This is a genomic window from Pseudomonas sp. NPDC099000, from assembly GCF_044759925.1.
In the GTDB taxonomy this organism is placed as follows: Bacteria; Pseudomonadota; Gammaproteobacteria; order Pseudomonadales; family Pseudomonadaceae; genus Aquipseudomonas.
The window spans coordinates 78,401-102,916 of the sequence record NZ_JBIWAF010000004.1 but is presented as its reverse complement, the minus strand read 5'-3'; the positions used below and the strand labels follow the sequence as shown (position 1 = coordinate 102,916).

Here is a 24,516-nt window from a genome sequence, read left to right as displayed (position 1 = left end):
GTTCCGTTGCGCAAAAATGACAGACAAAGGTGTCTGTTCTTGCTCCTGCAATTAGCTGGCGACCTTAATGTCATAATGATGTCGCCGTCAATCTGCTGGAGGTTCAAAACCGTATGAGACTAGCGTAAGCGTGCGGAGGTTGCATGAGGTCAATTTAAATTGGCTTGGGAAGGCTCGGGTGTACGCTTTTTAAGCTTGCTGAATCGTTTCATCAGCGCTATAAAAATGCACAACTCCAAGAAAGGCTTCCCCATGACTCCGCTCAAATTCGTCGTTGCCTTTGGCGCGCTGTCCGCCTCCCACGCCATGGCTTGGGACTACGTCCTGCTCGACAGCGACAAGGCTGCCCAGAACTGGCAGATCACCAGCGAGCAACTCGGTGTCAAAACCGACAAACCTTTTTCCGTAACCCTGCGCACCTTGCACGGCGGTCGGCAGGAGGGCGTCAGCATCGTCGACATCGATAACGGCACGCTGAAACTTTCGGTGGTGCCGACTCGCGGCATGAACATCCTGCAAGCGTCGGTAGGCGATGTGCGCATGGGCTGGGATTCGCCGGTCAAGGACGTGGTCAATCCGTCCTTCATCGAACTCAACGGTCGAGGTGGACTGGGCTGGCTCGAAGGCTTCAACGAGTTGGTCGCCCGCTGCGGCTACGAATGGGTCGGCCATCCCGGTATGGACAACGGTGAACTGCTGACCCTGCATGGACGTGCCGCCAACATCCCGGCCAGCAAAGTCACCCTGCACATCGACGAAAAACCGCCTTACGCCATCAGCCTGCGCGGCCAGCTGAAAGAGCAGGCGTTCAAGAAAGTCGATTTCTCGGTGGTGACCGAATTGGTCACTGAGCCCGGCAGCGTAGCGTTTGCCCTGAACGACACGTTGACCAACAACGGCGACTATCCGAAGGAATATCAGGCGCTGTACCACAGCAACTTCAGCACGCCATTCCTGGAACAGGGCGCGCGTTTTGCGGCGCCGGTTAAACAGGTGTCGCCGTTCAACGAAAAGGCCAAAGGGGATTTGCCGGATTGGCAGACCTATCGCGCGCCGACCAAGGACTATGACGAGACGGTTTACAACGTCGTGCCTTATGGCGATGCCAAGGGCGATACGTTGACCGTGCTGCATAACAAGGCCGGGAGCATTGGGGTGTCGGTTGGTTTTAATACTCAGCAGTTGCCGGTGTTTTCGTTGTGGAAGAACACTGATACGCAGGGGCAGGGGTATGTGACCGGGTTGGAGCCTGGGACGAGTTTTTCCTACAACCGTCGGTATCAGCGGCCGATTGGTTTGGTGCCGATGATTGGGGTTAAAGAGCAGAAGCAGTTTCAGATTCATTACAGTTTGCTGGCGGATAAAGGGGCTGTGGATAAAGCGATGCAGCGGGTGAATGAGATTCAGGGTGGGCGGGCGACTGAGGTGCGACAAACGCCGTTGGTTGATCTCACTAAAGAATGATTCTTGTCAGTTTGTGCTTGGCCGATACTGCAATGCCTCCGCCAGATGTTCGCGGGTGATGCCATCGACCTGTTCAAGGTCTGCCAATGTGCGTGCGACCTTGAGCAGTCGATGGGCCGACCGGAGTGACAAGGTCAAACGCTCGCAAGCAGTTTCCAGCCACGCTTCGTCGGTTTTGGATAACTTGCAGTGTCGACGCAGTCCCGGCAAATCAAGGAATGCGTTGGCACAGCCTTGGCGTTTGTGTTGACGCTCCCTGGCGTCGGCGACCAGTTCCGCAGCAGTGGCAGTGTCATCACCCGGTTTGAGCGCAGGATTCAATGCCGTGGCTTCCCGCGCTACGGTCAGGTGCAGGTCGATCCGATCCAGCAGAGGGCCCGACAATTTGTTGCGGTAACGCTGGACCATGTCCGGTGTACAACTGCATTTGCCGCTGGGTTCGCCAAGATATCCACAGGGACACGGGTTCATCGCGGCAACCAACTGAAAGCGCGCCGGAAACCTCACGCGGTCCTTGGCGCGGGAAATCACGATGTGGCCGGACTCCAGCGGCTCCCTTAAAACCTCCAACACCTTGCGATCGAATTCCGGGAGTTCATCGAGGAATAGAACGCCATGATGGGCGAGGGTGATTTCGCCGGGTTGCGGCTTCGAACCGCTGTAGGACGTTGAAATTGATGCGACGGCCCCGTGCTACAGGCCTCGGATTCAGATATGCTGATTCGGCAATAGCCGCGTCAATTATCGACAATAGCTGCGACGGACCTACGAATGGTTAGAAATAGCTGCGACGAAACTAAACCGCGTCCTGTGCGCTCAATCAAGCCCACCAAGCGCAGCGTCTCCGGTGTATTCCCCTTTAGAGGAGAAGGTGGGATTCCTTACGAATCCATGCTTGAACGAGACTTCCTATTTCGGACTGAATTCTCAGGTGAAGTCTTGGAGATCATTCACCAACCAGTGCTGATCCCATTTCAGAAGAATGGTCGGTCATACAACTACACCCCCGATTTTCTGGTTTATTACCGGCTCGGCAAACGACATTACGAGAACTATCCAAAGCCCATGCTCGTGGAAGTGAAGCCTCAGGAGGCTTGGCAGGAAAATTGGAGAGAGTGGCTTTCAAAATGGAAAGCCGCCTGGCGTTATGCGAGAGATCAGGGTTGGGTATTTCATATCCATGATGAAACGAGAATTCGCGACACAGCCTTCTTCAACATTCAGTTTATCGAGCGTTACGCGCGGATGAATTTTGCTCCAGAAGATAGCGCTTGGATCATCGATTCCGTACGCGATATGGGCATTGCTCCTGTGCACTATCTCTTGGCAACGCACTCCTGCTCGCACTACCGCGGCCAAGGCATCAGCCACCTTTGGCACCTCATCGCCACGCGTCGACTGGAGTGCGACATCCGACTTCCTCTCAATGAATTTTTGGAAGTTTGGGTGCCAAATCGATGAGCAAAAACACACCGCTTGATGAAGATCTAATCCCGTTTGAACCAAACAGGATTCAGATGGCGATTGAGATCGGAGCGATGGTCGGTCACGGTGACTATGTGTACCGAATCGCACAAATTCTAGATTTCAAAACCGTCGTTGGAATTGAAGTCGAGTCCGGTAAGGCTGCAGCACTGCCTATCGGCGCATTAAATCCGTTGAAGCGGCAGAAGGTAGACGGGCTGTACGTAAACTACGATGTCGCTTCTATCGGTGTGAAGGATTGGGCCTCTGCCCGTGAGCGATTTGCGACGATAGAGCCTCTCTTGGGGAACGTCATCGTTGGCCGGCGTGAGGTACAGGCGAGAAGCGTCGCTACGGGAGTCGACGTTTCTACGATTTACCGTTGGATCAAGCTCTACAAAGAGTGGGGAGAACTTCTATCGCTAGTCCCACGCAAGCGAGGCTGGCAGGAGGGGAGCGCTCGGATTTCACCTGAGGCAGGTCAGATCATCGAGCGAGTAATCAAAGACTTCTACCTGAAGAAGCACCGGCCTACGATCCAGGCCACTATCAAGCGCATCAAGGAAGCCTGTGAGGCGGAAAATGTTACTGCCCCGGGCGTTTCAACCATCAGAGAAAGAATCAAGGGCGTACCTGATCGGGAGTTCCTCCGCGGTCGAGGTTTTGCCGAGAAGGCAAGGAACAAGTATTCGCCATCGCCAGGCTCATTCCCCGGAGCATCTTATCCTCTAGCTGTAGTACAGATCGACCATACGCCTTTGGACGTTCTCCTGGTCGATGATGTACACAGAAAATCGATTGGCAGGGTCTGGGTAACGTTCTCGATCGACGTCCATACCCGCATGATTACTGGCTACTACTTAGCACTTGATGCGCCTGCTGGCATTTCCGTTGCGATGTGCGTAGCTCATTCCATTCTCCCTAAGGAAGAGTGGTTGATAGCGCATGGCATCGAAGGCGAATGGCCGGTGTGGGGAATCCCTAAGATTTTGCACTCGGATAATGGGCCCGACTTTCAGTCAGGGGATCTGAAAAGGTCGTGTTCCAATTACGGCATCGAAAACCGTTTTCGGCCGGTAAAACGTCCTAAGTTCGGCGGCCACATTGAGCGCTTGATGGGTACATTTGCGCAGACTCTGAAAGACCTGCCCGGCAAGACTTACAGTAACAAGGACGATCGGGACGGCTACGATTCTGATGCAAACGCAGCACTGACTTTCAGCGAGTTTGAGAAGTGGCTGGTCAGGGAAGTCCTGATTTACAACGAGTCGTACCACTCCGGAATCTACATGAGTCCCAGCAGAAAATGGCACCTCGGAATCTTCGGTAATGCTGATCTCGACCCCCTTGTCGGGGTGCCGCCAAGACCGACTGATGCTCACACGATCCAGCGAGATTTTCTGCCTTCATTTGAACGTACGATCCAGCACTACGGTGTGCAGTTGGACGTCTTCTATTACTCTGAAGCTTTACGACCCTGGATCAATGCCAAGGACGAAAAAACCGGGAAGACGCGCACTTTCATTTTTCGTCGGGATCCGCGTGACATCAGCATGCTTTGGTTCTTCGACCCCTTACTCAAGCAGTATTACAAAATTCCTGTGGCCAACCAGGCGTTCCCCGCCACAAGCGTATGGGAGTTTCAGGCGGCTAAGAAAAAGGCCGTCGATGAAGGTCATGCAAATGTGAACGAGGCTCTCATCAAAAGGTACATCTTGGAAAATCGCGAGCTCGTCAATCGTTCAGAGTCGACAACCAAGAAAGCTCGACGCCAGGCGCAGCGCCAACGGGTTCACTCCAAGGGCTCGACGCCTGCGAATCCAACTCCTAAGCCGGTCCAAACAGAAACTCCTCATCCTATCGAGTTCAGCGACCTGATCTCCGGAGATCTGGATGACTTTGGAGATATTTCATGAGTGAGTACGCGCACATCCACCCCGACTTTCAAGCTGTGTTAAGCCTTTCCGACAAGGAGCGCATCCACTTCCTAAATGAGCCACGCTGGATCGGCTACCCGGCGGCGCAGAAGCTCATCGAGTTGCTAAGGCACATGATGGAGCTGCCTACTCGTGCACGCATGCCGAACCTGCTGATCGTCGGCGATTCAAACAATGGCAAGACGACCATCCTTGACCGTTTCAAGGAATTGCACGGTAAGGGCTATGTGAACGAAAACGCAGAACCTGTGAAGCCTGTCATCATCGTCGAGTCCCCGCCCACGTCAGATGAGAAAGCGCTCTACGCATCAATACTCGAAGAGTTTTGGACGCCTTACCGAGTGACCGACTCCGTAATCAAGCTGCGCTATCAGGTTATTCACCTGCTGCGTAAATGCAATGTGAAGATCTTGATTATCGATGAATTGCATTCGCTGTTAAGCGGCTCTGCGATCAAACAGCGCGAGATGATGAACACGATAAAGATGTTGTGTAATGAGTTGAAAATCCCGGTGGTTGGAGTCGGGACCTCCGATGCGGTGCGTGTGCTACATACTGACCCTCAGCACGCCAGTCGTTTCGATGTCCTGTCGCTACATCCATGGAGGCTCGGGGTCGATTTTCAGCGGTTCTTAAAAGGTTTCGAATCAGTACTGCCGCTGAGACAAGCTTCTGAGCTTTTCCGCCCAGAGATCGCTAAGACGCTGCATGCAATCTCCGAAGGAAATACGGGCAACCTTCACCGGCTGCTCATTGAATGCGCTACGGAAGCAATCAATTCCGGCAAGGAAAAGATCGACGTGGAAATGATTAATCGAAAATCATGGCTGCAGCCTACACGTGGCATCCGCGAGTTGATGTAAAGAACCCGCGGTGGCCTCTTGCTCAGAATCTGCTAGAAGATGAGCTGTTGACCTCATGGCTTGTTCGCAATGCGTTTGCTCATGGGTGCTCGCCTCTGGTTTTGACCGGGCACCTTTGGCCGTCGTGGAGGTGTTGGACGGTCGACCTCGACAGGGGACTCGCGGCAGATCAATCGCAGCTTCTCTCGAAGGCCGTGGGCATTGCGGTTAGTGATATTTCATCGTGCACGCTGCGGCCTATTGCTCAGTCCATTTCGCCCTGGATCGACGCTAAGACGGCAACGTGGCCATGGATAATGGTGATTGGTGGGCGCAACCGACGTCATGCTGGAGGTCTTCAGTGCTGCCCCCTCTGCCTAGAGGAGGGAGTGCCGTATTACCGGTTGTCTTGGCGCTTGGCGTGGCATACCTGTTGTGAGCAGCATATGACCAGGTTGATAGACAGCTGTCTCCACTGTGGTGCTCCCTTGCAGCCACATCGCCTCAACTATGAAGTAGCTGATTGCTCAAAATGCTATCGCTGTGGTCATCGGTTGGCGGGGCGTGATGGGCTGTGTTTGGACCCGGCAGCATTGGCCTTTCAAATGGACGGGGATCGTTATTTAAATGGTGATCAGCGTGTCACTGAGGGAGGGTTTGGTGATTCGCAACAATGGTTCTACCATTCGCGTTTCGTGTGGGGTTTGCTTCGAGAATCAGCCGTTCATGATACGAAAGCCTTCACCAGGTTTCGGGAGATTTTCAGTATCGGAAAGCTGAGTTCTCCTAGCTCCGGATTAGCCATTGAAATGCTGCCAGTGACTGAGCGAGTACCTTTCCTGAGTGCGGTTTGGAAGATCATGGCGACCGGGCAAGACCAGCTGTACGAAGCAATTATGGAAAGCTCGATGACCCGTACTTCCGTTTCTCTTCCCGCCGGCGAATCCCCAGTGATGCTGAGGCGAGTCCTTGGTGAGCTGCCGCTAGCGCGCCCGTATAACAAGTCGCATGCGCCTGTGCTGAAACGGGCCACTCCGCGCGCGGTGGTTATGAGGATGTGGGCTCGATTAAAAAGAAAGGCTTTGCGTGATGGATAACTCAGCGGTTCACCCGAGTAACTGTGATGGTTGCGGCAAGCCCATGGCCAAAGCCAAAAGGACCTATAAAGGGCTGCGCTACTGCGAACGGTGCTATTTGGAAAAGTTTAAAAAGCGCGTTTGCCATGGGTGCGGCAATCAAGTTCGCTTTTTTATCAAGGACCCATTAGCGATCTGCACCAAGTGCCTCAACGGTCGCCCGTGTATTCGCTGCAGAAGAGTAGGCCGTCCGGTGGGCAAGGTGACTGCGCAGGGACCTGTGTGTAATTCCTGTGCAAATTATGTCGAGGCGTCGGGGCACTGCGGAATTTGTAATAAGTTCAGCATTCGGTTGGCCAACAAAACAATCGATGGTCAGGTCCGACGTTGCTGCACCGGATGCAGCAACGTCTCATCTGCGACGTGTCCGTGCTGCAGGCGCTATCGCGTTCTAGTGGAGTCAGCTAGTGGTGCCATGCAATGCAAACTCTGCGCAGAATTAGGTGAGGTTGCGTGCGAGGTTTGCAGCAAAAGCATGCCCGCCGGATTAGGGCGTGAGTGCACGGATTGCTACTGGAGAAAAACCTTTCACAAACGGCTGGAAATCAACAGTGAAGGCTTCAGCAGTCAGACCTTTAGGGAAGAGTTTAAGGCTTATGGGCTATGGTTCATCGATCAGATCGAAGCCAAAAAGGGTGCGCTTTTAATCAATAAGCACATGCTCTTTTTCGTCGAGATGGCTCAGCATTGGAGTTCCTTGCCGTCTTATGATCAGCTGTTGAAGGCGTTTGGCGCAGATTGGCTACGCCTGGCGAGGTATCCCGTCCAGTGGATGATCGCCTGCAGGAATCTGGTGATCGATGAGGAGCTTAAACAGAGCGAGACTGAGCTCCGGCGCATAGAGGTGATCTTAGCGTCTGCTCGGTCAGGTTCATCGAGCGCATTACTGAAGGGATATCATGACGTTCTCACTGCGCGTGCCGCGGTGCGCAAAACTTCATTAGCAACGATTAGGACTTCACTTCGTAGTGCTGCGAACCTGCTTGCACTGGGTGAGGCATCTAAATCAGGACTGTCATCCAAAACCCTGCGGGATTTGTTGATCGACACTCCGGGCACTGCTGCCTCGCTCGTGGCATTCGTCAATTACCTGAACAAAACGCTGAACCTGTCGATTGAGTTTCCCGACCCTGGCGAAACAAAAAAGCTAGCGCGAAAGAAGCAGGGGCATGGTTTGCTTGCTCTCACACAACAGGCCCTGACAGGCACCGACGTCATGGAGCAATGGCTGCCCGCGGCGCTTAGCTATTTTCACGGGGTTTCGAGGCTCAAAAAATCTGACGCGACCACTGTGAGCGACGGCGATGGTTTACTGGTGACCGTGGGTGAAACGGAATTCTGGATTCCATCACCTACTACCGGCTTTCAGATGGAGTAAGGCCTGCTGTCGTCTTTTCCTTCCTCTGCAGATGCGTACCCAACTGACTGAATTTTGTCACTAGGACGTTTTCATACACGATGTCGCCGTGGTTTTCATCATGGCTAAATCTTGTATGGCTGTATTTGGACATAGGGCCGAATACGGACATATTGTCCTTAGGAATGCGCCCGCGGCAGGCACATAGTTTTTGTAGAATTAGTTTTATTTCAGTTTTGGCCGCGATGCTGTCACTGGGTAGCTCCACCATCAGGCCTCGATACTTTTCTTCTTTAAACGATGTCGATTTCTTTCCAGATACTGAAAAATGCCTTTTTCTTTGAATTTCAAATATGTAAAACTTGCGTGAACCGCACGTGACCCGGATGATCAAGACGCCACGTACATTTCGAGTCTTCGCGCTTAAATATGTCCATACTTTCGCATCGGCAGCGATTGGCTCTTTTGATGCGTGCGGTCTAATCGGTTCAAGACCTGGAGTTCCCCCCTCCACGAACTCATCATCAAAGGTGAACCATTCGATTTTCGTGATTGCTTCATATTCAGTCTTTAGATCGCTGCAGGTCTTCCACATTTTCGCAAGCGCACCCTCAAGAAAGTGTTCGGGTGCATTGCCTTCGCCCTTATGGGTTCCCTTGTCCCCGCCGTGGGCATCACCGGTTGAAACCTTTTGAGCATCGTCATCACCTTGTAAGGCAACACCGAGTTTTCCAGGTGCTTTTCTGCGCTTGGTTAAGCGCGGACGCTTTTCCCCCAGTCGTTTAAAGGGAGGATCATAAAAAACTCTCGGTGAGTCTGAATCAGGAGGCTCGGAGTCGGTGATATCCAATACTTGGTCAATTGGAATATCTCTAGGGGACAGGGTATAGACGCGCTCACCTTGCTCGCCACCGGTGGCGTCCGTCCCTTGTCGTTGTATGACGATCATGTCTCCAACGGGTTCACTCATCCCTTTGATATCAAGCATCAGAAAGGCTTTGCCTTCCTCCAACCAGATACCTTTTCCCTCAATCAGTGCCGCGCCTCTGAACCAGGGCCCGGTATCGAGGCGGGGGAGAGAGCCTTGCTTCATTTTTTGCTTGTCGAAGCATGCCTCAAGGGTCGCGTAAAACCGCTCGCAAATGTCTTTGGTGTAGTCATCGTAAAGTGCGTGATGTAAGAACACAGCTTCGCTGGATTTGACCCGGTGGTTTAGCTTTACCCATTTGTTTGCGTCAGGTTCGGCATCAAAATAGAACCTATTTTGTGCTTCCTTCCATGGGAAGCGTAAAAGTGTACGAACTGTTTCAGTGCTCCTGCCGTACGCGCGCACGAAAAATTCCGCGCAGGGGACGAGAATCTTCATGCCATCGTCGCTCATTAGCTCGATCAGCATGGTGTAATTGTCGGAATGATGAAGATGTAGAGGGCGAACCAATCCTGCGTCTCGGGCAGAAACCAGGCGCCAGTCACCTTCGTTGAAGGATACTTTCTGTTCGGGGAGATAAGACAGTTCCATATGGCCAACTAGGTTTCCCTTAGTCCAGGCACTGCCGAATCTCAAACTTCCCAAATGGGTCATAGCTGCGGGGAATCGCTTGAGGTTACCCAGCATGCCATTCGGCAGCAGCCTTCGAAAAAGTACGGAGTTGAGCGGTATTGTTCCTTCGTCCCCGTTTTTCGAGAGCGCGCCGTACCACCAGACGATCCACGTCCCGTCCTCCTCCTGGAGTTTTCCTTTGAGCGTGACTCGAGCTACGGATTGGCTTGGCGGAAGCAGCTGAATAGGTGATTGCCCAAGTGAATTTATGTCTTTAATCAATTGCCCAACTCTTCCCTTGTAGCTAGATATACCCGGCTTTAACACCCAGCCATGATCGAATCAGCGATCGCGATGGAGTACAAAAAAACTTCAGCATACTGGCAGGGTCCAGGTCGCAGCTGAGCTTTTTCCGTGCGGCGGCGTATCAGGAGGAGTGGTACGCAACCGTGCGAAAGCACACTAGACGGTGTGCTGGCAGTTTGATAGCTTTTCAGGTTCTTCATCCTGGATGAGCGGTGCGTTAAGTCTCCGCGAGCGAGTGAATCACGCGAGCGATGCTAAAACACGAAACGCGGGCGGGCACTTTTTCATCGCACGATCTACGAGTGGCACCTTCCATTCTGTTTTTGATCCGGAAAGGCTTGGTCGCTATCGCAGCATCGCTCACGACGTCGACGACTTGGTGTGAATGATGCGACCGACTCGGTATTCCATCCCGTCACATCAGAGCTTCTGCCTGCCCCAAAATTCTGGTGAGACGTCACTATCTCAAGAATGCTGCATCTACATTTTTTGGTAGGAGTGAGCGCAGTCAGCGGTCTTAGATGAGCGGTATCCAATTTTGACACGAGAATGAATACTGCTTTGACGTAAGGTTTCGGTACGGCTATGGTATGATTTTCTTACGAGGAATTTACGGTGGGACTTAAATCCGATATCGAAACCTTGCTTAGCAATTTCTGGGATCAGCGTGCCGTGGACATCATAAACGACCCGTTGTCGATCGATGAATTAGGCGCACCGCTTGATTCTATATCGGCTGTGGAGGCCTTTAAGGGGATCGACAAGTTAGTCAACCGCAAGCTACCGGTGGATTTGATCATCCGCCACGGTGGATACAGCTCCAAAGAGCAATTTGTCACTGAGATCACCAGCAAGGTCCTAAAGCATGTGCAGGGGGGCAAAAAATGACTGATCCACGGCAAAGCGAGCGCAATGGAATCGGTGACCGTTTGAGACAGGCGCGCGAGTATGTGGGCCTTTCCCAGGATGAAGTTGCAATCGTTCTTGGCTTGCCGCGCCCCTCGGTCACCAACATGGAGCTTGGGGCTCGCAAGGTGGAGGCACTGGAGCTAGGTCAGCTAGCTAAGCTTTATCGCCGAACGTTGGAGTACCTGCTTACCGGCATCGAGCCTGCGCCGGAAGGACCCAAGCAGTTAGCGTTTCTCGCCCGATCACTTAAGGGTTTGTCGGGTAAAGACTTGGAAGAAGTGGCGCGATTTGCCGAGTTTCTCAAGCAGTCGTCGCGTAAAGGAGAACAATAGCCAATGGTCGATTGGAACATAGCGCTCAAGACCGCCAAAGTTGCCCTCGATGTCCTCGAATCGTCGCGCGCTATGGAACGAATCGAGCAAGATGGCTATACACGGGTGGATCCGTTCAAAATCGCTGCCCTGGAAGATATTTCGGTTCTGCTCAAACCACTGGACCAGCTCTATGGTGCTTTTGTTCGCGATCAGCGGTCCGGAATTCTGGTGAATAGCGCCCGGTCCGCTGGGCTCATCCATATGACCTGTGCCCATGAGCTGGGGCATTATTTCATGGGGCACGATAGCGCAGTAGACGAAACCCTGGACTACCCTGCGAACGCCGAAGTTAAGGAGCAAGAGGCCGAAACGTTCGGCTACAACCTGTTGGTTCCTCGTCCCTTGCTCACCATTATTTGCAAACGCAAAGGTTGGAATCGCGCTTCGCTGACCAATCCGTTAATTATCTATCAGTTGTCCTTGCGACTGGGGATCAGCTACAGCGCCACGGCCTGGTCGCTGCTGCGTCATACCCTGATCACCTACAACGATGTGCAGGAGCTGCGCAAAACTCAGCCAGCAGCCATCAAGAAAGCGCTACTCAGGGACCGATTGCCCGATGCTACGAAAGAGGTTTGGTTGCTGGACGAGTCTGACCAGTCCTCAGTCCTAGAGCCTCGTGCCAATGACCATCTGGTGGTGCGCTTGAAAAGCCACGCTTCCGCCGGCTATCTGTGGCTCGCGGATTCCAGAGAAGAGGTGGCTGCTGAAGGTTTTTCGCTAGCACCACTTGCGGCGACGACGTCGGATCTGAGCACTATTTCGTTCGGTGCAGACACGACAATGGACTATGTGCTCTCCAACGGCGACAAGGAGGGCGGCAGTCCGCAGCCGGTGCAGTTGTCCGAAATCAGGCCGTGGGTTGGCAAACAGGAGGGTGATGCCTCTTTCCACTCCCGTGCTCACTTCGAAGAGATTCAGGAAGGGTTGACCAGAGAGGCGAAGCTTGCCCTGATGCGGGAGGTTACCGCGTCGTGATAACGATTCAGCGACTTGTAGACAGCAGCCCAGTCAAAGCAAGAAACCAGGGCAACCGCCCCACCTGTTTGGCATTCGCCGTGACCGATCTCAATCGGCAGCATGCGGCGGGTGACTTGGGGCCTGAATATTTTTATCAGGCAACGATTCATAGAATTCCGGGATGGCAGCCTGGCCAAGGTTTGCAAGCTTCGGCAGCGATCGACGCTTCCAAGCTTGGCCATCCTCTGGAGGGCGTTTTTCCGTACCAGAGCCATGAGCCCACCATTCCTTTTACTGCCCTTCCGACCTCGCTGAAGCTGCACGGCCAACCCGTTACTTTTTTTAAAGCGGATGTGTCGCAGTTGATCAGTAACATAGATGCCGGCGTTCCAACGGGCGTGGCTTTGCGATTGACTCGCGAGTTCTATTCGCCTGTAGGTGGGCTCATCCCTTTCAGCGCTGCAGTACTGCCAGCCCCAATGATCCACGCAGTTGTAGTGGTAGGGTTAGGTCATGACAGCCAAGGGGACCCTTGGTTCTACATCAGAAATAGCTGGGGCGCCAGTTGGGGGCAAGATGGTCACGCCTGGATTCCTGCCGCTTATATCAACGCGCATGCGGCCTGCGCTTTTGGAGTTTGAACATGGCAGTTCTGATTCAAAGTGAACGAGTTGTCCCAGCCTGGGTTCAGGCATCCCGTCACCTGATTGGTCGTAGCGGGCAAACCGATCGAAATCTGGTGCTGGAAATCGCCTCTCCTGGGGATGTCACGGCTGAGGATCGTCAGGTAATCAAAACTGTCGATGAGGCGCTCCGAAAGCGCTGGCCTCAGCTAAGCGTCCAAACCGTCGCCGGAACGATCTTCCCCAATGATCTGTACCGCAAGGACAAGCGTCCGGACTTTTACGATTCCTATATGAGCGCCATGGCTCACGGGATGAAGAAGGGTACATGGGGGACCTACGCCATGCGGATGATGCGCAGGGTGACCCGTGACAATAAAAAAACCTTCAATCCGCTTGAGGTCATCGTCCGCAAGCTTCAAGCCTCGAAGCATGGGCGTCGTATCCAGGCAGGCTATGAGATGGGATTGGTTGACGTTGAATATGACCTCGAGGAAGGCGTAGACGGGTTTGGTTGTGAATTGCCCCTTTACGACCCCGCCGCTGATCGTAATCGGTCCATCAACATGCCGTGCTTAAGCCACGTCAGTTTCAAGCTCACTGGTGACAAGCTGGATCTTACGGCGATCTACCGGTCGCATTGGTATGGACAGCGAGCGCTTGGCAATTTGATCGGGCTGAGCAACCTGCACAAATTCGTGGGGGCGGAATCCGGCTTTGACTGCGGCGTGCTGACCTGTATTGCCACTCACGCTTACCTGGACGTGGGGACTCTCGGAGGGTCGAAGGCGGCCAAGGAAATGCTCAAAGGCTTTCCCGGTCCGGTCTAAAACAGTGAGGCTTGGCGCTTGGGATTGAGTGTCTCGACCGGAATGTCGTAGAGAGCACTCATTCCATTGCGAAAGTCCCTAATGCCGCCGTAACTGGGATGACGGATCGCGACCACTTCCACGCCGAATCGGCTGGCATAGTTGAACGCATCCTGACCAATAGCGACGACTCGTCGAACTTTGAGCCATTGGATAAGCATCCCATTAAGCTCATCCACTTGTCGTAGCTCTCGAGCGGTGAATTTGCGATTGGTAAACGGATTGTCCGGTTCGTGCGGATGGAACGGGAAAACGTTCCAAAGCAGGGGAGGCAACTGGACGGCTCTCAAAACCGACCAGATCTCCGAGGCCGTGCGCTCGGCGAGCGCTGGGCCCAGTGTCGCTTGTTTGAAGTTTGCGCCTGGATAGCGTTGTGTCATCTCGGGTAGATGGTATTCGTCCGTCAAGGCAAGTCCCGTACGGCGACCGCCCCGATAGCCCAGATCCCGGCCCATCCAGATGGTGTCCACGCCAATCTCAGTCGCAGCTTTGAGGTACCCCCGCAGATTACGTCGCCGAGCGGCTGCGGCGTCGGATCGATCGTGCACAGGGCAAGTATCCGCGTAAGGATTGAACACGTTATCCAGTTTCAATTCGGATAGGGCGTTGACGAAGGTGGTAGGTGTCATGATGGCTGGGTCTTCGGTAATTTTTCGAAGTGCATTGAATGGTTAAGCACGTCGACGACAACGATTCCTCCGCGCTCTTTTTGCAGCGCGCGGAAGACGTCAAAGCCGTCCAGTATCGCCTGTTCCCACCGCCAGAGCTTGCACTTTTCGACCTCGTAGCCCTCGACCATGCTTTTGATCTGCTTCAAAACGCCATAGTCCAAGGCGCCGGCTTTGGCGCCGTCGTAAAAGTTGTAACCCTTAGCGTGGTTGAAGATCCAGGTCGCGATGCCTTCCTCGATGATCATCGCTCGAGCACCGTCTTCATTCTCGTCTTTGCGGGCATCGGACTTTCGCTTGCGCTTGAGCAAGGCACGCAAGACTGGCGACCATCCGAGGTGCGCGACGTAGGCCAGGTGAAAAACGTCGTGGAATCGATAATCGTCCGGCTCATTGCTGTTGTCTGTCAGTCTGTCGCCGATGAATACGCCGTGCAGGCTTTGCACGACATATCCCGTTTCGGGTGTACCCCGTTCCTCGAACGTCATTCGTAATTCTGTAGGAAAGCGCTCGTGCTCTGGTGAAGCAGCATCGAAGGCCGCTGGATACACGCGTTCTTCTTCGCCGGGCCAGCGACTGAGGATCTTTTCCAGGTTCGCTCGCGCGATGTCTTCAAGCTTGAGATTGAAGCTGGCGCACGCGATCGCAAGTTCAGCCAGGTGCATTCCCAGATGCTCAGCTCGTTTCTGAGGTGCCATCTGTATGTAAGCGCTGTAAGCCATCTCGGCTAACACACCTGCGCGATTGGCCAAAGTCCCCAGTTGTTGTGATCGATCGATTGAGCCAGGACTACGACGAACCTCCATTAGGCTGTCGATGTGGCGGAAGGATACCGGGATGATCGGTTCAAGCTCGTTTTCCCCATACCGTGAGCGAAGGCTCAAAATGCAGCCTATGCCGATTTCGTTGGCATCGACCTGCAACGCTGCCGCAATGTTGATGAGGTACCAGAGCGCGTCGCCCAATTCTTCCGCAGCGAGCTCGCTTACCGTCGCCACGAGATTATCGCGGCCGACTTTCTTAACAGCTGAAAGCAGTCCACCCACTTCGCCGAAATAGCCGAATTTGAGCTTGAGAAACCCCTGCTCGTCGGTTTCGAAACGGTTGGTCCCACAAGCTTTGAGCCTGTATTCAGGAATAGAGAGCGAGTTGGGCTGGGGCATGGGTTTGGGCATGGAGATTCCCTACGTTGGTTTCGGCTCGAGCTGTCGCTGCGAGATGGAGTTCGATCATCTCGGAGCGCATTTGCCGCGCGCAACTGACGATTGTATCCCTGTCAGCGTTGTGCGCCCCCAGCGCGATCGCGCGCGTACGTACGGATGTTGTCACGTCGTAATGGGGATACCGCGTCTTCGACTGAAACCAGCTGCGCCGCAACCCCAGCTTGGCTGCAAATGAATGCAGTTCGTCCAAAGAGTCGGCCACCAGATGGCACCACTCGCGACCCCGCCAGCGGATACCTTCATCATCGACATAAACAGCCATGGGCGCTCGCTTAATCGTAGAGAATGTGCAAGTATTTTGCACACAACTAGCAAATTTGCAATCTTAAAATGAATCTCAAATCACTGGGTTGTTCTATAAAAGAAGCTCGTCTAGCTCGAGGTATGACCCTTAAAAGTCTAGCCAAAGCGACGGGCGTCGATCATTCACAGATCTCGCGAATTGAGCGTGGAGAGAACGCCCTGGTCAGTCGTAATGTGCAAAAAATCTGCAAGTTTTTGCACGTTTCTGAAGTGGAGCCCGTGCCTCAAGGGCAGGGGAGCGGGGCGGCGGAGAAAATGCGCTCCATGATCGAAGAATGGCCGCAGTGCGAGAGGCTTCTGTGCGGCATTCTGGATAGCATGAGAGAGGCGTACGAGTCGCAGGTCAAAATGGCCATTCACAGAAGCCGAAAGTGAAGAGAAATAACTATAAATTTCAATGATATCAGTCTGACACTTAACTAATTTACAGACGCTGTGTAGACACTTAAGTAGGGTTAACCGTACTCTAGATCTAATTTAGTATTGATTCATGGCATTTTGCCATTAAACTATGTCTAATTCGCCCGCTGGCTGGGTCTCAGGAAGGGAAGGTCTACTGTCTACACTGTGCGTAGAAGAGAACCAACTTCATCCCTTGACGTCCTACAGCCAGGCCCAGCTGATAGCTGGTCATGAAGCACCCTGTCTGATGACGGGGTTATGTGAATGGATTCACGAGACCATGGACCACATTACGCCCATGCTACAAACCAATTCGAATGCTGTAAGCAGAAATCTCCCTCACGGTCTGACCCATGAGGTGGAGCGTTTGATGCTGGGCTTCGATTGGAAGGTGCCGTTGGATGGCGCCACGATGGCGAAGCTTGCCGCGGCTGGCGAACAGATCGCGGACGCACTGCCGCGAAAATTTGAAATCAGCACCTCACAAGCTCATGCGAGTTTGGGAACCATGTCGGGATTGTCGAGCTCAGACGACTCCGAGCTGTATGCCGTTTTATTTGATGATAATGAAGACAAGACTGCGCCCTTTGATGAAAAGTACGCGGAAGTCATGGTCAACACTGATGGTTTTTACTTTTCTGTTTATCATAAGTATGACGGTTGGGAAAAAACCCGTGCGTTAGCGTTAAAGCTATACACAGTATTTTATGAAGCGGTATTGAAGGATATTCAGATCGGTTCCATAGAATTCAGGGTTTCAAATTTTTTTGGTTTGGATGAATTCACCGGTAGCTTGGTCGATCTGTTAAACGAAGATTGCGATTCATTGCCTCCTCGAGTGTTTGCGGCCGACGGCCTATGGCATATTGATGAAGGCTATTATGAGCCACAAGGTGATCTGGATGGGCGTTACCTGCTCGTCAACCTGAATGTCTCTCAAGTCCAGGAAGAAAATCGACGGCAACTTCGTGTACGAACGATGCATCAGTATGATTTTGATATGGAGACCCCTGAGTCCCAAACTCTTGAATCTATTTTTGATCGATTTGAGACACTTCATTCGATCAACAAACGATTACTGGCTACCGTTCTGAATCCAGAGATAAGTCTCGCATTAGGTTTGCTTAATGAGGGGGTAACTACATGAGTGCTACCCAAAGTACCGTCATGAGACCTGAGCCTGGTTTTTTCAGAGACAGTCGAAAAGTTTCGACGCCCTCGATCAAACACTCTCATATGGCAGAGACCGATTATCTGTCTGAGATCGTTCACGCAGGCTTCCGTGCTGGCATTCATGCAGGCTTCCAGGCGGGCTTCCAGGCAGGTCTTCAGTGGCAGCATGCTCGCGATTCATACGCAGCTATTCCCCAGCAGTCTTTTTTTGAGGCGCTCAGGCGGTCCCTTCTCGGCAATTGGTGGGACGGCCGGTTGCCTCGAGAACATAGAATGGAACTGCAGATTACTCGGCATATCCAAGATTTGCGGGAAATGCACCTTATCATCGCCTCGATGGATAAAGACGGACATACGCAGTTTATCTTCGAGCGCCCCGTAGAACAGTCGCTACCCGATTACGAGTATGCGAATGATCGCATTAGAGTATTTGAGCAGGAAGAGCGGGGGTGGGATGGGGCTGATGGACTTCCCGCATCGCCGGCCGCCGCATCGGAAGTTCGTAAATTCCTAGCCGCAGCTCGACAAGAATTAATTCAAGTTCCTAGCCTTGCAATGGGCGGAGATGGTTCTGTAGCAGTTATCTGGACCGATGAAAGTTACTACATATCTGCCGACTTTGATGGCGCTGATAGCTACTCGTTCTTCATTTCAGAAGGCGATGATTTTATAGATGACGGTGTCTGTGCGTCCCATAAGCTCGATGATCGTTTAGCCAAGTACCTGAAGAAGTATTTCACGGATGACCTACACCAAAATTTGTAATAGTTGCATTGACGCGTTGAGCAAGAGAGTGAACGTACGCGACAACGCGTCAAAGTTTCAGGCTCTGCTGGCTTGCCCAAACCACTGCTGTGATCCGAGCTGCACTGTCAGTGAACATTCACCTCATCCTGTAACAGGCGATGAGCAAATCACTGCGTGTGCTAGCCACCCTCATCACACGGCTCGCAACGGCAGCATCACCCATAAAGTATTTGACCGGGCGTTTACCCAAGGGCTATCGGCGACGCGCATCAATTTGCCGGGGAAGAGCCTGCAGGACGTACTGCGGTTCTGCACGGTCATCGACGAGTCTAAAATGACGCGCCAACCGGAGCTGCTCTCGGTCGGTGTGGTTACCCTGGTGGCGAAAGATGTTCGGCAAGTCAAATTTCGCGATGACCAGCAATATGCTTTTCGGGTATACGACACCGCAGGTCGCGATAACCCAGCGCATGCCGACATAGTGGCTTCGAAATTTTTCGGAGAGTTGAGCTTGTTGCCTAAAGAGTTGCAAAGCGTTCGCACGTGGGCGCAGCTACAACTTGTTCGTAAAATGTCCCCGACGCTTGGCACGCCTGTCCTGGTTTAACATTGCTAGATGTGAGCAGCAGACGCCTTTCGTTTCAACTACATTACCAGCGGCATAATTATCGGCTGTATCAGATGTTATTAGCCGGGATGCGTACCGTGCAAACCTTGGCGTAAAACGGCGGGAATTCACCGTTCAGCTTATTTTTAAGGTAGTAACCGTAGGATACCTGGTAAATACCAGGAGATAGATGAACTGTCGAGGTCACGCTATTTGCTCCTGATGTTAAAGGGGTCTGCTTTGTGTCGACCTGGGTTTGAGAGTATTCGCCATCGACCCGATTGATGGACATAATGAAAGGCGAAGCAGTCTTTAGCAGCGACGCATTCTGCAGTTCGAAACCCACGGTGATAGGAACGCCCGGCTTGAGCATCTCTGGGGGGCAATAATCGCCCTTCACACCGCGAAGAATTTCTGTGGTGTAACCTTTGACGGTCGGTGGAAGAGAAAACACTTCCAAAGCAGAATTTTGGGCCAAGGCTTGCTTCAGGAGCTCTGTTTGAGACCGACCATCGAGGATGGTTTTATCCAATGGCGCGGCAAGGTCGTCAATCGCGTCTGACTGTTCGTCGTCGGCACTCCATCTTTTTATCGCGGCGTTCATATCGCCTGCAGTTAACTCGGCGGCGGATTTTTCAGCTTGTTGAGGTCGGTTGTTACTGGACCCGTTTGCGGGCGTTTTTCCCCGGGTATTTTGCAGGGTACTACCGTTATTTTCTTTTCCTCTAGACTGCCTCTCCAGGGTGGCCTGCAATTTCGACAGGTCCCTTTTCACTGCCTTCAGCTCTGAATTCTCATCCTGTTTTGCCGCAGTTGCGCTCAAAACAGAGATCGCAGCGGTCAGCTTCTCGATGTCATGCTTTGTCGCCCCTTGCCCATCGACTACGTTTACACTGATCGGCTGAGTTTTAGTGGACTCCGTGTCTACGACCACTTTGGAGGGCCCGCTCAGCGTATTGATGAGAGTTGTAAAGGCTACTCCGATGATGCCCCCAATACCCGCCCAGATCTGCACATGGATGTTTTTGCGGCTGAAAAACTTGTCGGTTCGCATATCTAACGTCTGGACTCGCTGAGGGGGTGATATTGTAATTTAAGAGCTTTCTGATTGCATCGCATTAAGCTTTCTGAGCAAAGGCCGTCCAGTGCAACGAAGTTGTTAGGTCTATATTGGATAAATCTAAAATTACATTTATTTAAAAATCTATCCTGATGCTGGGAAGCTCCTGCGCCAAGATTTTATTCAATATGTCATCTCGGTCCACATACGATGTGCGAATGCTGAAGCCTCCCGGAACCATTCACTACTATTGCGTACTCGACCACGCTCTGTTGGAGGTCGTTACCTACCCGCCTTATCGCATAGGGGCGTTCTTTGCGGCTGGCTCATGCCAGTCTCGTCAAGGGCTTAACGATCAAATGCGAATCACTCTGGATATCTTGAGCTGTGCGGCGTGGCTGTACTGATGCTCATTAAAACCACTGCCTTTTTTTGCCACCCAAGTCCCGCGATGTTCCCCTTCCCGCGACACAGCTAAACGCCAAACGCTACTACCGCAAGGATCACTTGGATAGCTACGGCCTCTTTGCAGGCAGTGGGGCAGGATCTCTCTGGCATCAACCAGATGACCGCCCAAATCGCTCAGGCTGCTCTGGAACAAACCAGCGCGGTCGTAGATGTGAATCAAAGTATCCATCGCATCGCTCAGTCAATTGAAACACTGAGTGACCAGGCGGCATTTTTGTCCGGGACTGCGCGAAATTTGGCAGGGCTCAACCATCAGTTAGAGAGCGCTGTGCGCCCATTCCAGCTCTGAACATCTGGAACCGCTAACGATGAGTCATTTTTACGAGTGGCTAAAACGCGCAGTTGCACCGGTGTCTGGACTCGATATATATCGAAATTAGGGAGTTTATGTCCTTAGCATAAACTCGCTAATTTCAGTACACATGCGGTCAAACGCACCAAGGAAAGGCAACGATCTGAGTGCTTTTATGGCTTGGCTGAAGTAACTCCAACACCACCAGTATGGTCTGATGCTGAGCATCAACAGTACGTACACACTGTGACGATGCGTGGCTGGGTGGTAATTCGCAGCTGACGGTCAATGCGTCTGCGGGGAGTTTGAAAGCCAGCCTCCGGCGAAGTCACCCGCCTGTTTGATCAATCTTGGCCCACAGTAGCCACGGGTCTCCGAGCTCACCCGGTGCCCTGGATACGGCGAGTACCTGCCATGCCGTAGAATTGTGCTGGTTTCATAACGAGCCTTTCTGAGACGCATAATGAATAAAGACTTGACGGAAGAAGAGATGCGCCACGCGTTGTTTGGTGTCGCAGCGGTTACTGCACCAATTTACCTGCCAGGAACGCAGCAGGGGGCCGAGGCAGCCATTGTGCTTGTGACGCCTATAAAGGCAGCGGCAAAAAAGGTTGTTTCGAAAGCCTTCACGCCGAGGTTGAGGGTCATCCTTCGGGTGGGAAATGAATTCGAAGGTGAAACGTATGAGATAACTCATGACGCCGATACCCTGAGTTCCCTCCTGGCAGAGCAAGAAGCAACCAAGGCTGCGAGAAAAAAGTTCAAATATGTAAACGTGATATCGGTCAAGCCGATGCGACAGTGATTTCAGTCAACTGCAATAGAAATCGAACGCTCTGAAAACGCGCGGCTTCGCAAACCTCTATCTCGGATTTGTCAAGAATGGAGCTTTCATGGACGGACAATTAGCGGCCAAGAGCAGACTCTGATCCGACTTCTGGATAGCGACCCAAAGTCCCAGCCCATAAGCAATTTTCAGAATACTGACTATGATGCCATTGTGCTTCTAGTTGCGGCGCGCACCAAAAATGTTCCCGAGAACGAGCGGACTGCTTTTTAGTAACGCTCGTGACCTCCGTGTAATGAAACTGTACGGATTTCCGGGCTTACCGTGTTTGAAAAAAGCAAACCGAACATCAAGGATGTGATTATGACGTCAGTATCGTCGGCCGTTCGATGTGCCTGCTGGACTGTTTCGCTATTTTTGTTGGCCTCCTGCAGTACGGAACTCAACTCGGTGCGGGTTAAGAAAACCGCTCCGGGTATAGACCCAGTAGCTCCTGCGGCAGGCGCGCCGTACTTTTTAACATTTACCCAGTTCGACATCGTGGTTACCCGACGCGTTGCAAGTTGTTGGGATGATGATGCCGGTGTCCCGGAGCTGAAAATAGCCGTGGAGATAAAAGCTTCCCGCAAGGAAGTACGTGACCCCCAACGTCATTACGTAATCGACTTTGCCGAGTTGCAAAGTGCTTTCAAGAGTACCGATATGGCCGTCGAATATTACGATACGGGCGGTATCAAGTCCGTTAACTTGACAGCAGAGGATCGCTCGGGCCAAGTCATCAGCAGTGTAGTTTCATCGGCAGCGAAGATTGTCGTTGGGGCTGTAGGTGTTGGGGGTGTTGCCAGTCGCGTATGCGTGCAACCGGTGGCCGATGCGGTAAAAGCTGCCGCGAAGTTCGAAAATGAAGTGAAGCAGAAAACCAAGTTCGTGGACTCTGCGACGGTCGAGCTCGAGCGGTTGACCACCATGGCGGCGGTTATGGGAAAAAGTTGGAGCACCCAGGAGCGTCGCGCACATGCCAACCAGATTTCACAACTATCGAAAGCAAAAGTGGATTTGGCCACAGCGACGGAGTCGCTTGAAGAACAGCTAAAAATAATTTCTATCGTCAATAAGGTCAGTTGGCCCACGAGTGGTGAAGTCTTCGACTCGCAGAAGGAAGACAAGCCAATGGTCGAAGGGCTGACCAATGACCAGATCCAGAAATGGGGAAGCCCGGGCGACGGAAACCTAGGCAAACAGACGGAGGTCTGGGCAAGGCTTGAGTCTGACGTTCCTGCCCGCGGCAAACCATGCGGTGAACAATGTATCGACGATTCTTTCAAGGGGCTGAAGTACCGAATGCCTGTGCCTGGACGACTGGTGCTGGGGTCTTGGAAGCCATCGACGGATGGTAAGCCGCTTGTTGAGGATGTTCTGACTAGAGAGGCTGGAATGATCAGTCAACTTGGGACAGTTTTCACCCTTCCGCTTCGCAGCACGGTTTTCTCGAACAAGACGATAGTTGCTACGTTCAACGAAGCGGGTGTTCCTACCAAAGTAGGCTTGAAGGCTTCCGCTGCAGCTGAAGTTGCGGCTTCGACACTAGCGTCGCTGGTGGATAGCGTGAATCCGGTGCGCAAGGCGAAGGCGTCTAGCAAGCTCGAGGAAGTGAAGGCAGAGACTGAGCTTCTGACGGCTCAGAAAGAGTTGGACGATGCGAAGAAGGCATTGAATCCGGATGATCAGACTCAGGCCGAGGCAACCTCCTCGTTTACCGCTGACACCGCTCTATTGCAGGCCGAACTCGCCAATATTCAGGCGCGCCGGGCTTTGGATGATGCAAAAAAACAAGTTGGGCTATAGGGAGGAACAGCAATGTCGAATGATCGTCTCGGCCCTCAACGAAAACAATGGACTCGGTTGGTGAAGCCCATGCCGGCGCAAGTGCTTCCAATAGGGGTAATCGCCGACGAGAAATCCTGGATGCAGGTCGAGTCCGATCTTTTCGAACGCCGCCAGCAAACAGCCCAATCCATTCGCGCGCAATACGATGGGCGAGAGCATGGACTCATAGGGACAGCCACGGACCAACTGACCGCGGCATCCTGCATCTCTCATGCTGCCTGTGCGGTGGCGGATGCCAGAAGACGCCTCGTGGGGCTTGGGTCGATTCCGCTTTCACCCAATTACCTGCATTGCTGTCTGTTACGGTTGGAGTCTGATTTAGGTACCAGGGCGGACTGGCTTGCCGAGCGCGTAAAGAAGGAAGGTGTGCCTCGATCAGTGGGTGGAGAGCAGAATCTGGAAGCCCCGAAGCAGTGCCCGGCACTCGGTAAAGTCGGGCGATTTGCAGTCTCGCATTTCTATCGATTCGAAACCGAGAAAGAGGTGAAGCAAGAGATTCTTCTGCATGGGCCAGTGATAGCTCATATGTATTTGTTCGATGACTTCTGGAGAAAGTATGGCGGGGGGATTTACTACGCGCCCAAAAAGACGAGTGCTTACCAACATGCAGTGACCCTGATTGGTTTCGATGACAAGCAAGGTTACTGGATCGGAAAAAATAGTCGTGGAAATGGCTGGGGGGAAAATGGCTGTTTCAAGATCGCGTATGGAGAGTGTGGAATTTTGAGTGATGGACTACCCGTCTACTCATTTGACATGACACCGGAAATTTAAACGCCCTTGGTGCACCGGATCATCGCATCGGCGTTTATGTGCTTGGCTTGCTGAGTGGCGGCCGTTTCGAGGGTGAAAGTGGTTCGCCTGAGGCTGGGCAGTCGGCGTCGTCGTCGGCGTCTTAGTGCTGGTTGCGACTTTCGCGGCTTCTATAGCCTTGCGGATCTACATTAGTGGCGGGTGAGGTGGAAGACCATTATGGGTGGTCACCGCCGATCATGATTGCTAGCTGTGCTGGTCAAATCTGATGCAAATGGCTAGTCAGCCGATTGCAAATGGATGGTCAAGTCAGTGACATTTCTCAGGTATCAGTGGGGCTGGACAACTGGTGCCCAACCTGCGGC

At 52.7% G+C, this 24,516-nt stretch carries 24 protein-coding genes and 2 pseudogenes; 19 read left to right on the top strand and 7 right to left on the bottom strand.

Annotated features, from left to right (window positions below):
- The first annotated feature begins 252 nt into the window (after nt 1-252).
- A complete protein-coding gene (locus ACIQV9_RS07380) occupies nt 253-1,464 on the top strand; it encodes an aldose 1-epimerase family protein (protein WP_403099754.1) in 1,212 nt (403 codons plus the stop codon).
- A 6-nt stretch (nt 1,465-1,470) separates the two neighbouring features.
- Here the strand turns inward: ACIQV9_RS07380 and ACIQV9_RS07375 are convergent.
- Nucleotides 1,471-2,121, bottom strand: a pseudogene (locus tag ACIQV9_RS07375) (ATP-binding protein); the annotation flags it as partial.
- Between the two features lie 234 nt (nt 2,122-2,355).
- On the opposite strand from ACIQV9_RS07375, the gene ACIQV9_RS07370 reads away from it, so the two are divergent.
- The 6 genes and pseudogenes from ACIQV9_RS07370 (at nt 2,356) to ACIQV9_RS07345 (ending at nt 8,221) form a co-directional block, all read left to right on the top strand.
- Nucleotides 2,356-2,925 carry a TnsA endonuclease N-terminal domain-containing protein gene (locus ACIQV9_RS07370; protein WP_403100020.1) on the top strand — a complete coding sequence of 190 codons (570 nt, stop codon included), beginning with the start codon at nt 2,356-2,358 and terminating at the stop codon, nt 2,923-2,925.
- Nucleotides 2,922-4,844 carry a Mu transposase C-terminal domain-containing protein gene (locus tag ACIQV9_RS07365; protein WP_403099752.1) on the top strand — a complete coding sequence of 641 codons (1,923 nt, stop codon included), beginning with the start codon at nt 2,922-2,924 and terminating at the stop codon, nt 4,842-4,844. The genes ACIQV9_RS07370 and ACIQV9_RS07365 overlap by 4 nt, the downstream gene beginning before the upstream one ends.
- Nucleotides 4,841-5,728: a TniB family NTP-binding protein gene (locus ACIQV9_RS07360; RefSeq protein ID WP_403099750.1), complete on the top strand. Its 888-nt coding sequence runs from the start codon at nt 4,841-4,843 to the stop codon at nt 5,726-5,728. Before ACIQV9_RS07365 ends, ACIQV9_RS07360 begins: the two co-directional genes overlap by 4 nt.
- Nucleotides 5,689-6,153: pseudogene (locus tag ACIQV9_RS07355) on the top strand (TniQ family protein); the annotation flags it as partial. The gene ACIQV9_RS07360 and the pseudogene ACIQV9_RS07355, both read left to right, overlap by 40 nt.
- 42 nt (nt 6,154-6,195) lie before the next feature.
- Nucleotides 6,196-6,804: a hypothetical protein gene (locus tag ACIQV9_RS07350; RefSeq protein ID WP_403100028.1), complete on the top strand. Its 609-nt coding sequence runs from the start codon at nt 6,196-6,198 to the stop codon at nt 6,802-6,804.
- Nucleotides 6,805-7,258: 454 nt separating this feature from the next.
- Nucleotides 7,259-8,221, top strand: coding sequence for a hypothetical protein (locus ACIQV9_RS07345; RefSeq protein WP_403099748.1), 963 nt, complete (start codon nt 7,259-7,261; stop codon nt 8,219-8,221).
- Here ACIQV9_RS07345 and ACIQV9_RS07340 read toward each other — a convergent pair.
- The gene (locus ACIQV9_RS07340; RefSeq protein WP_403099746.1) at nt 8,199-10,022 is read right to left on the bottom strand and encodes a hypothetical protein; all 1,824 of its coding nucleotides are present in this window, start codon (nt 10,020-10,022) and stop codon (nt 8,199-8,201) included. The two genes, ACIQV9_RS07345 and ACIQV9_RS07340, sit on opposite strands and share 23 nt — an antisense overlap.
- A 639-nt stretch (nt 10,023-10,661) precedes the next feature.
- Here ACIQV9_RS07340 and ACIQV9_RS07335 point away from each other — a divergent pair.
- From ACIQV9_RS07335 to ACIQV9_RS07315, 5 genes are all read left to right on the top strand, one after another.
- Complete coding sequence (locus ACIQV9_RS07335) at nt 10,662-10,934, top strand: hypothetical protein (protein ID WP_403099745.1); 273 nt, start codon at nt 10,662-10,664, stop codon at nt 10,932-10,934.
- Complete coding sequence (locus ACIQV9_RS07330; RefSeq protein ID WP_403099743.1) at nt 10,931-11,287, top strand: helix-turn-helix domain-containing protein; 357 nt, start codon at nt 10,931-10,933, stop codon at nt 11,285-11,287. The genes ACIQV9_RS07335 and ACIQV9_RS07330 overlap by 4 nt, the downstream gene beginning before the upstream one ends.
- A 3-nt stretch (nt 11,288-11,290) precedes the next feature.
- Entirely contained in the window at nt 11,291-12,307 is a 1,017-nt protein-coding gene (locus ACIQV9_RS07325) for an ImmA/IrrE family metallo-endopeptidase (RefSeq protein WP_403099742.1), read from the top strand.
- Between the two features lie 80 nt (nt 12,308-12,387).
- Complete coding sequence (locus ACIQV9_RS07320; RefSeq protein ID WP_403099740.1) at nt 12,388-12,930, top strand: C1 family peptidase; 543 nt, start codon at nt 12,388-12,390, stop codon at nt 12,928-12,930.
- Nucleotides 12,931-12,932: 2 nt separating this feature from the next.
- Nucleotides 12,933-13,742 carry a hypothetical protein gene (locus ACIQV9_RS07315; protein ID WP_403099739.1) on the top strand — a complete coding sequence of 270 codons (810 nt, stop codon included), beginning with the start codon at nt 12,933-12,935 and terminating at the stop codon, nt 13,740-13,742.
- Here the strand turns inward: ACIQV9_RS07315 and ACIQV9_RS07310 are convergent.
- The 3 genes from ACIQV9_RS07310 to ACIQV9_RS07300 are packed head-to-tail and all read right to left on the bottom strand — an operon-like array spanning nt 13,739 to nt 15,934.
- A complete protein-coding gene (locus ACIQV9_RS07310; RefSeq protein ID WP_403099737.1) occupies nt 13,739-14,410 on the bottom strand; it encodes a uracil-DNA glycosylase in 672 nt (223 codons plus the stop codon). The two genes, ACIQV9_RS07315 and ACIQV9_RS07310, sit on opposite strands and share 4 nt — an antisense overlap.
- Entirely contained in the window at nt 14,407-15,624 is a 1,218-nt protein-coding gene (locus tag ACIQV9_RS07305; protein ID WP_403099736.1) for a nucleoside triphosphate pyrophosphohydrolase family protein, read from the bottom strand. Before ACIQV9_RS07305 ends, ACIQV9_RS07310 begins: the two co-directional genes overlap by 4 nt.
- Nucleotides 15,581-15,934, bottom strand: coding sequence for a DUF4031 domain-containing protein (locus tag ACIQV9_RS07300; protein WP_403099735.1), 354 nt, complete (start codon nt 15,932-15,934; stop codon nt 15,581-15,583). Before ACIQV9_RS07300 ends, ACIQV9_RS07305 begins: the two co-directional genes overlap by 44 nt.
- A gap of 68 nt (nt 15,935-16,002) precedes the next feature.
- Between ACIQV9_RS07300 and ACIQV9_RS07295 the strand changes: the two genes are divergently transcribed.
- The 4 genes from ACIQV9_RS07295 to ACIQV9_RS07280 all read left to right on the top strand — a co-directional run bounded on the left by ACIQV9_RS07295 (nt 16,003) and on the right by ACIQV9_RS07280 (nt 18,904).
- A complete protein-coding gene (locus ACIQV9_RS07295; protein ID WP_403099734.1) occupies nt 16,003-16,350 on the top strand; it encodes a helix-turn-helix domain-containing protein in 348 nt (115 codons plus the stop codon).
- A gap of 307 nt (nt 16,351-16,657) precedes the next feature.
- A complete protein-coding gene (locus ACIQV9_RS07290) occupies nt 16,658-17,524 on the top strand; it encodes a TIGR04255 family protein (RefSeq protein ID WP_403099733.1) in 867 nt (288 codons plus the stop codon).
- Entirely contained in the window at nt 17,521-18,315 is a 795-nt protein-coding gene (locus ACIQV9_RS07285; RefSeq protein WP_403099731.1) for a hypothetical protein, read from the top strand. Before ACIQV9_RS07290 ends, ACIQV9_RS07285 begins: the two co-directional genes overlap by 4 nt.
- Nucleotides 18,293-18,904, top strand: coding sequence for a hypothetical protein (locus ACIQV9_RS07280; RefSeq protein WP_403099729.1), 612 nt, complete (start codon nt 18,293-18,295; stop codon nt 18,902-18,904). The genes ACIQV9_RS07285 and ACIQV9_RS07280 overlap by 23 nt, the downstream gene beginning before the upstream one ends.
- A 70-nt stretch (nt 18,905-18,974) precedes the next feature.
- On the opposite strand, the gene ACIQV9_RS07275 is transcribed toward ACIQV9_RS07280, so the two are convergent.
- The gene (locus tag ACIQV9_RS07275; RefSeq protein ID WP_403099728.1) at nt 18,975-19,958 is read right to left on the bottom strand and encodes a hypothetical protein; all 984 of its coding nucleotides are present in this window, start codon (nt 19,956-19,958) and stop codon (nt 18,975-18,977) included.
- Between the two features lie 361 nt (nt 19,959-20,319).
- Entirely contained in the window at nt 20,320-20,601 is a 282-nt protein-coding gene (locus ACIQV9_RS07270; protein ID WP_403099727.1) for a hypothetical protein, read from the bottom strand.
- 586 nt (nt 20,602-21,187) lie between these two features.
- Between ACIQV9_RS07270 and ACIQV9_RS07265 the strand changes: the two genes are divergently transcribed.
- The 3 genes from ACIQV9_RS07265 to ACIQV9_RS07255 all read left to right on the top strand — a co-directional run bounded on the left by ACIQV9_RS07265 (nt 21,188) and on the right by ACIQV9_RS07255 (nt 24,172).
- Entirely contained in the window at nt 21,188-21,529 is a 342-nt protein-coding gene (locus ACIQV9_RS07265) for a hypothetical protein (RefSeq protein ID WP_403099725.1), read from the top strand.
- Nucleotides 21,530-21,835: 306 nt separating this feature from the next.
- Nucleotides 21,836-23,356 (top strand): hypothetical protein, encoded by a 1,521-nt coding sequence (locus tag ACIQV9_RS07260; RefSeq protein WP_403099724.1) that lies wholly within the window; start codon nt 21,836-21,838, stop codon nt 23,354-23,356.
- A gap of 12 nt (nt 23,357-23,368) precedes the next feature.
- Nucleotides 23,369-24,172, top strand: coding sequence for a C1 family peptidase (locus ACIQV9_RS07255; protein ID WP_403099722.1), 804 nt, complete (start codon nt 23,369-23,371; stop codon nt 24,170-24,172).
- Nucleotides 24,173-24,516: the final 344 nt, after the last annotated feature.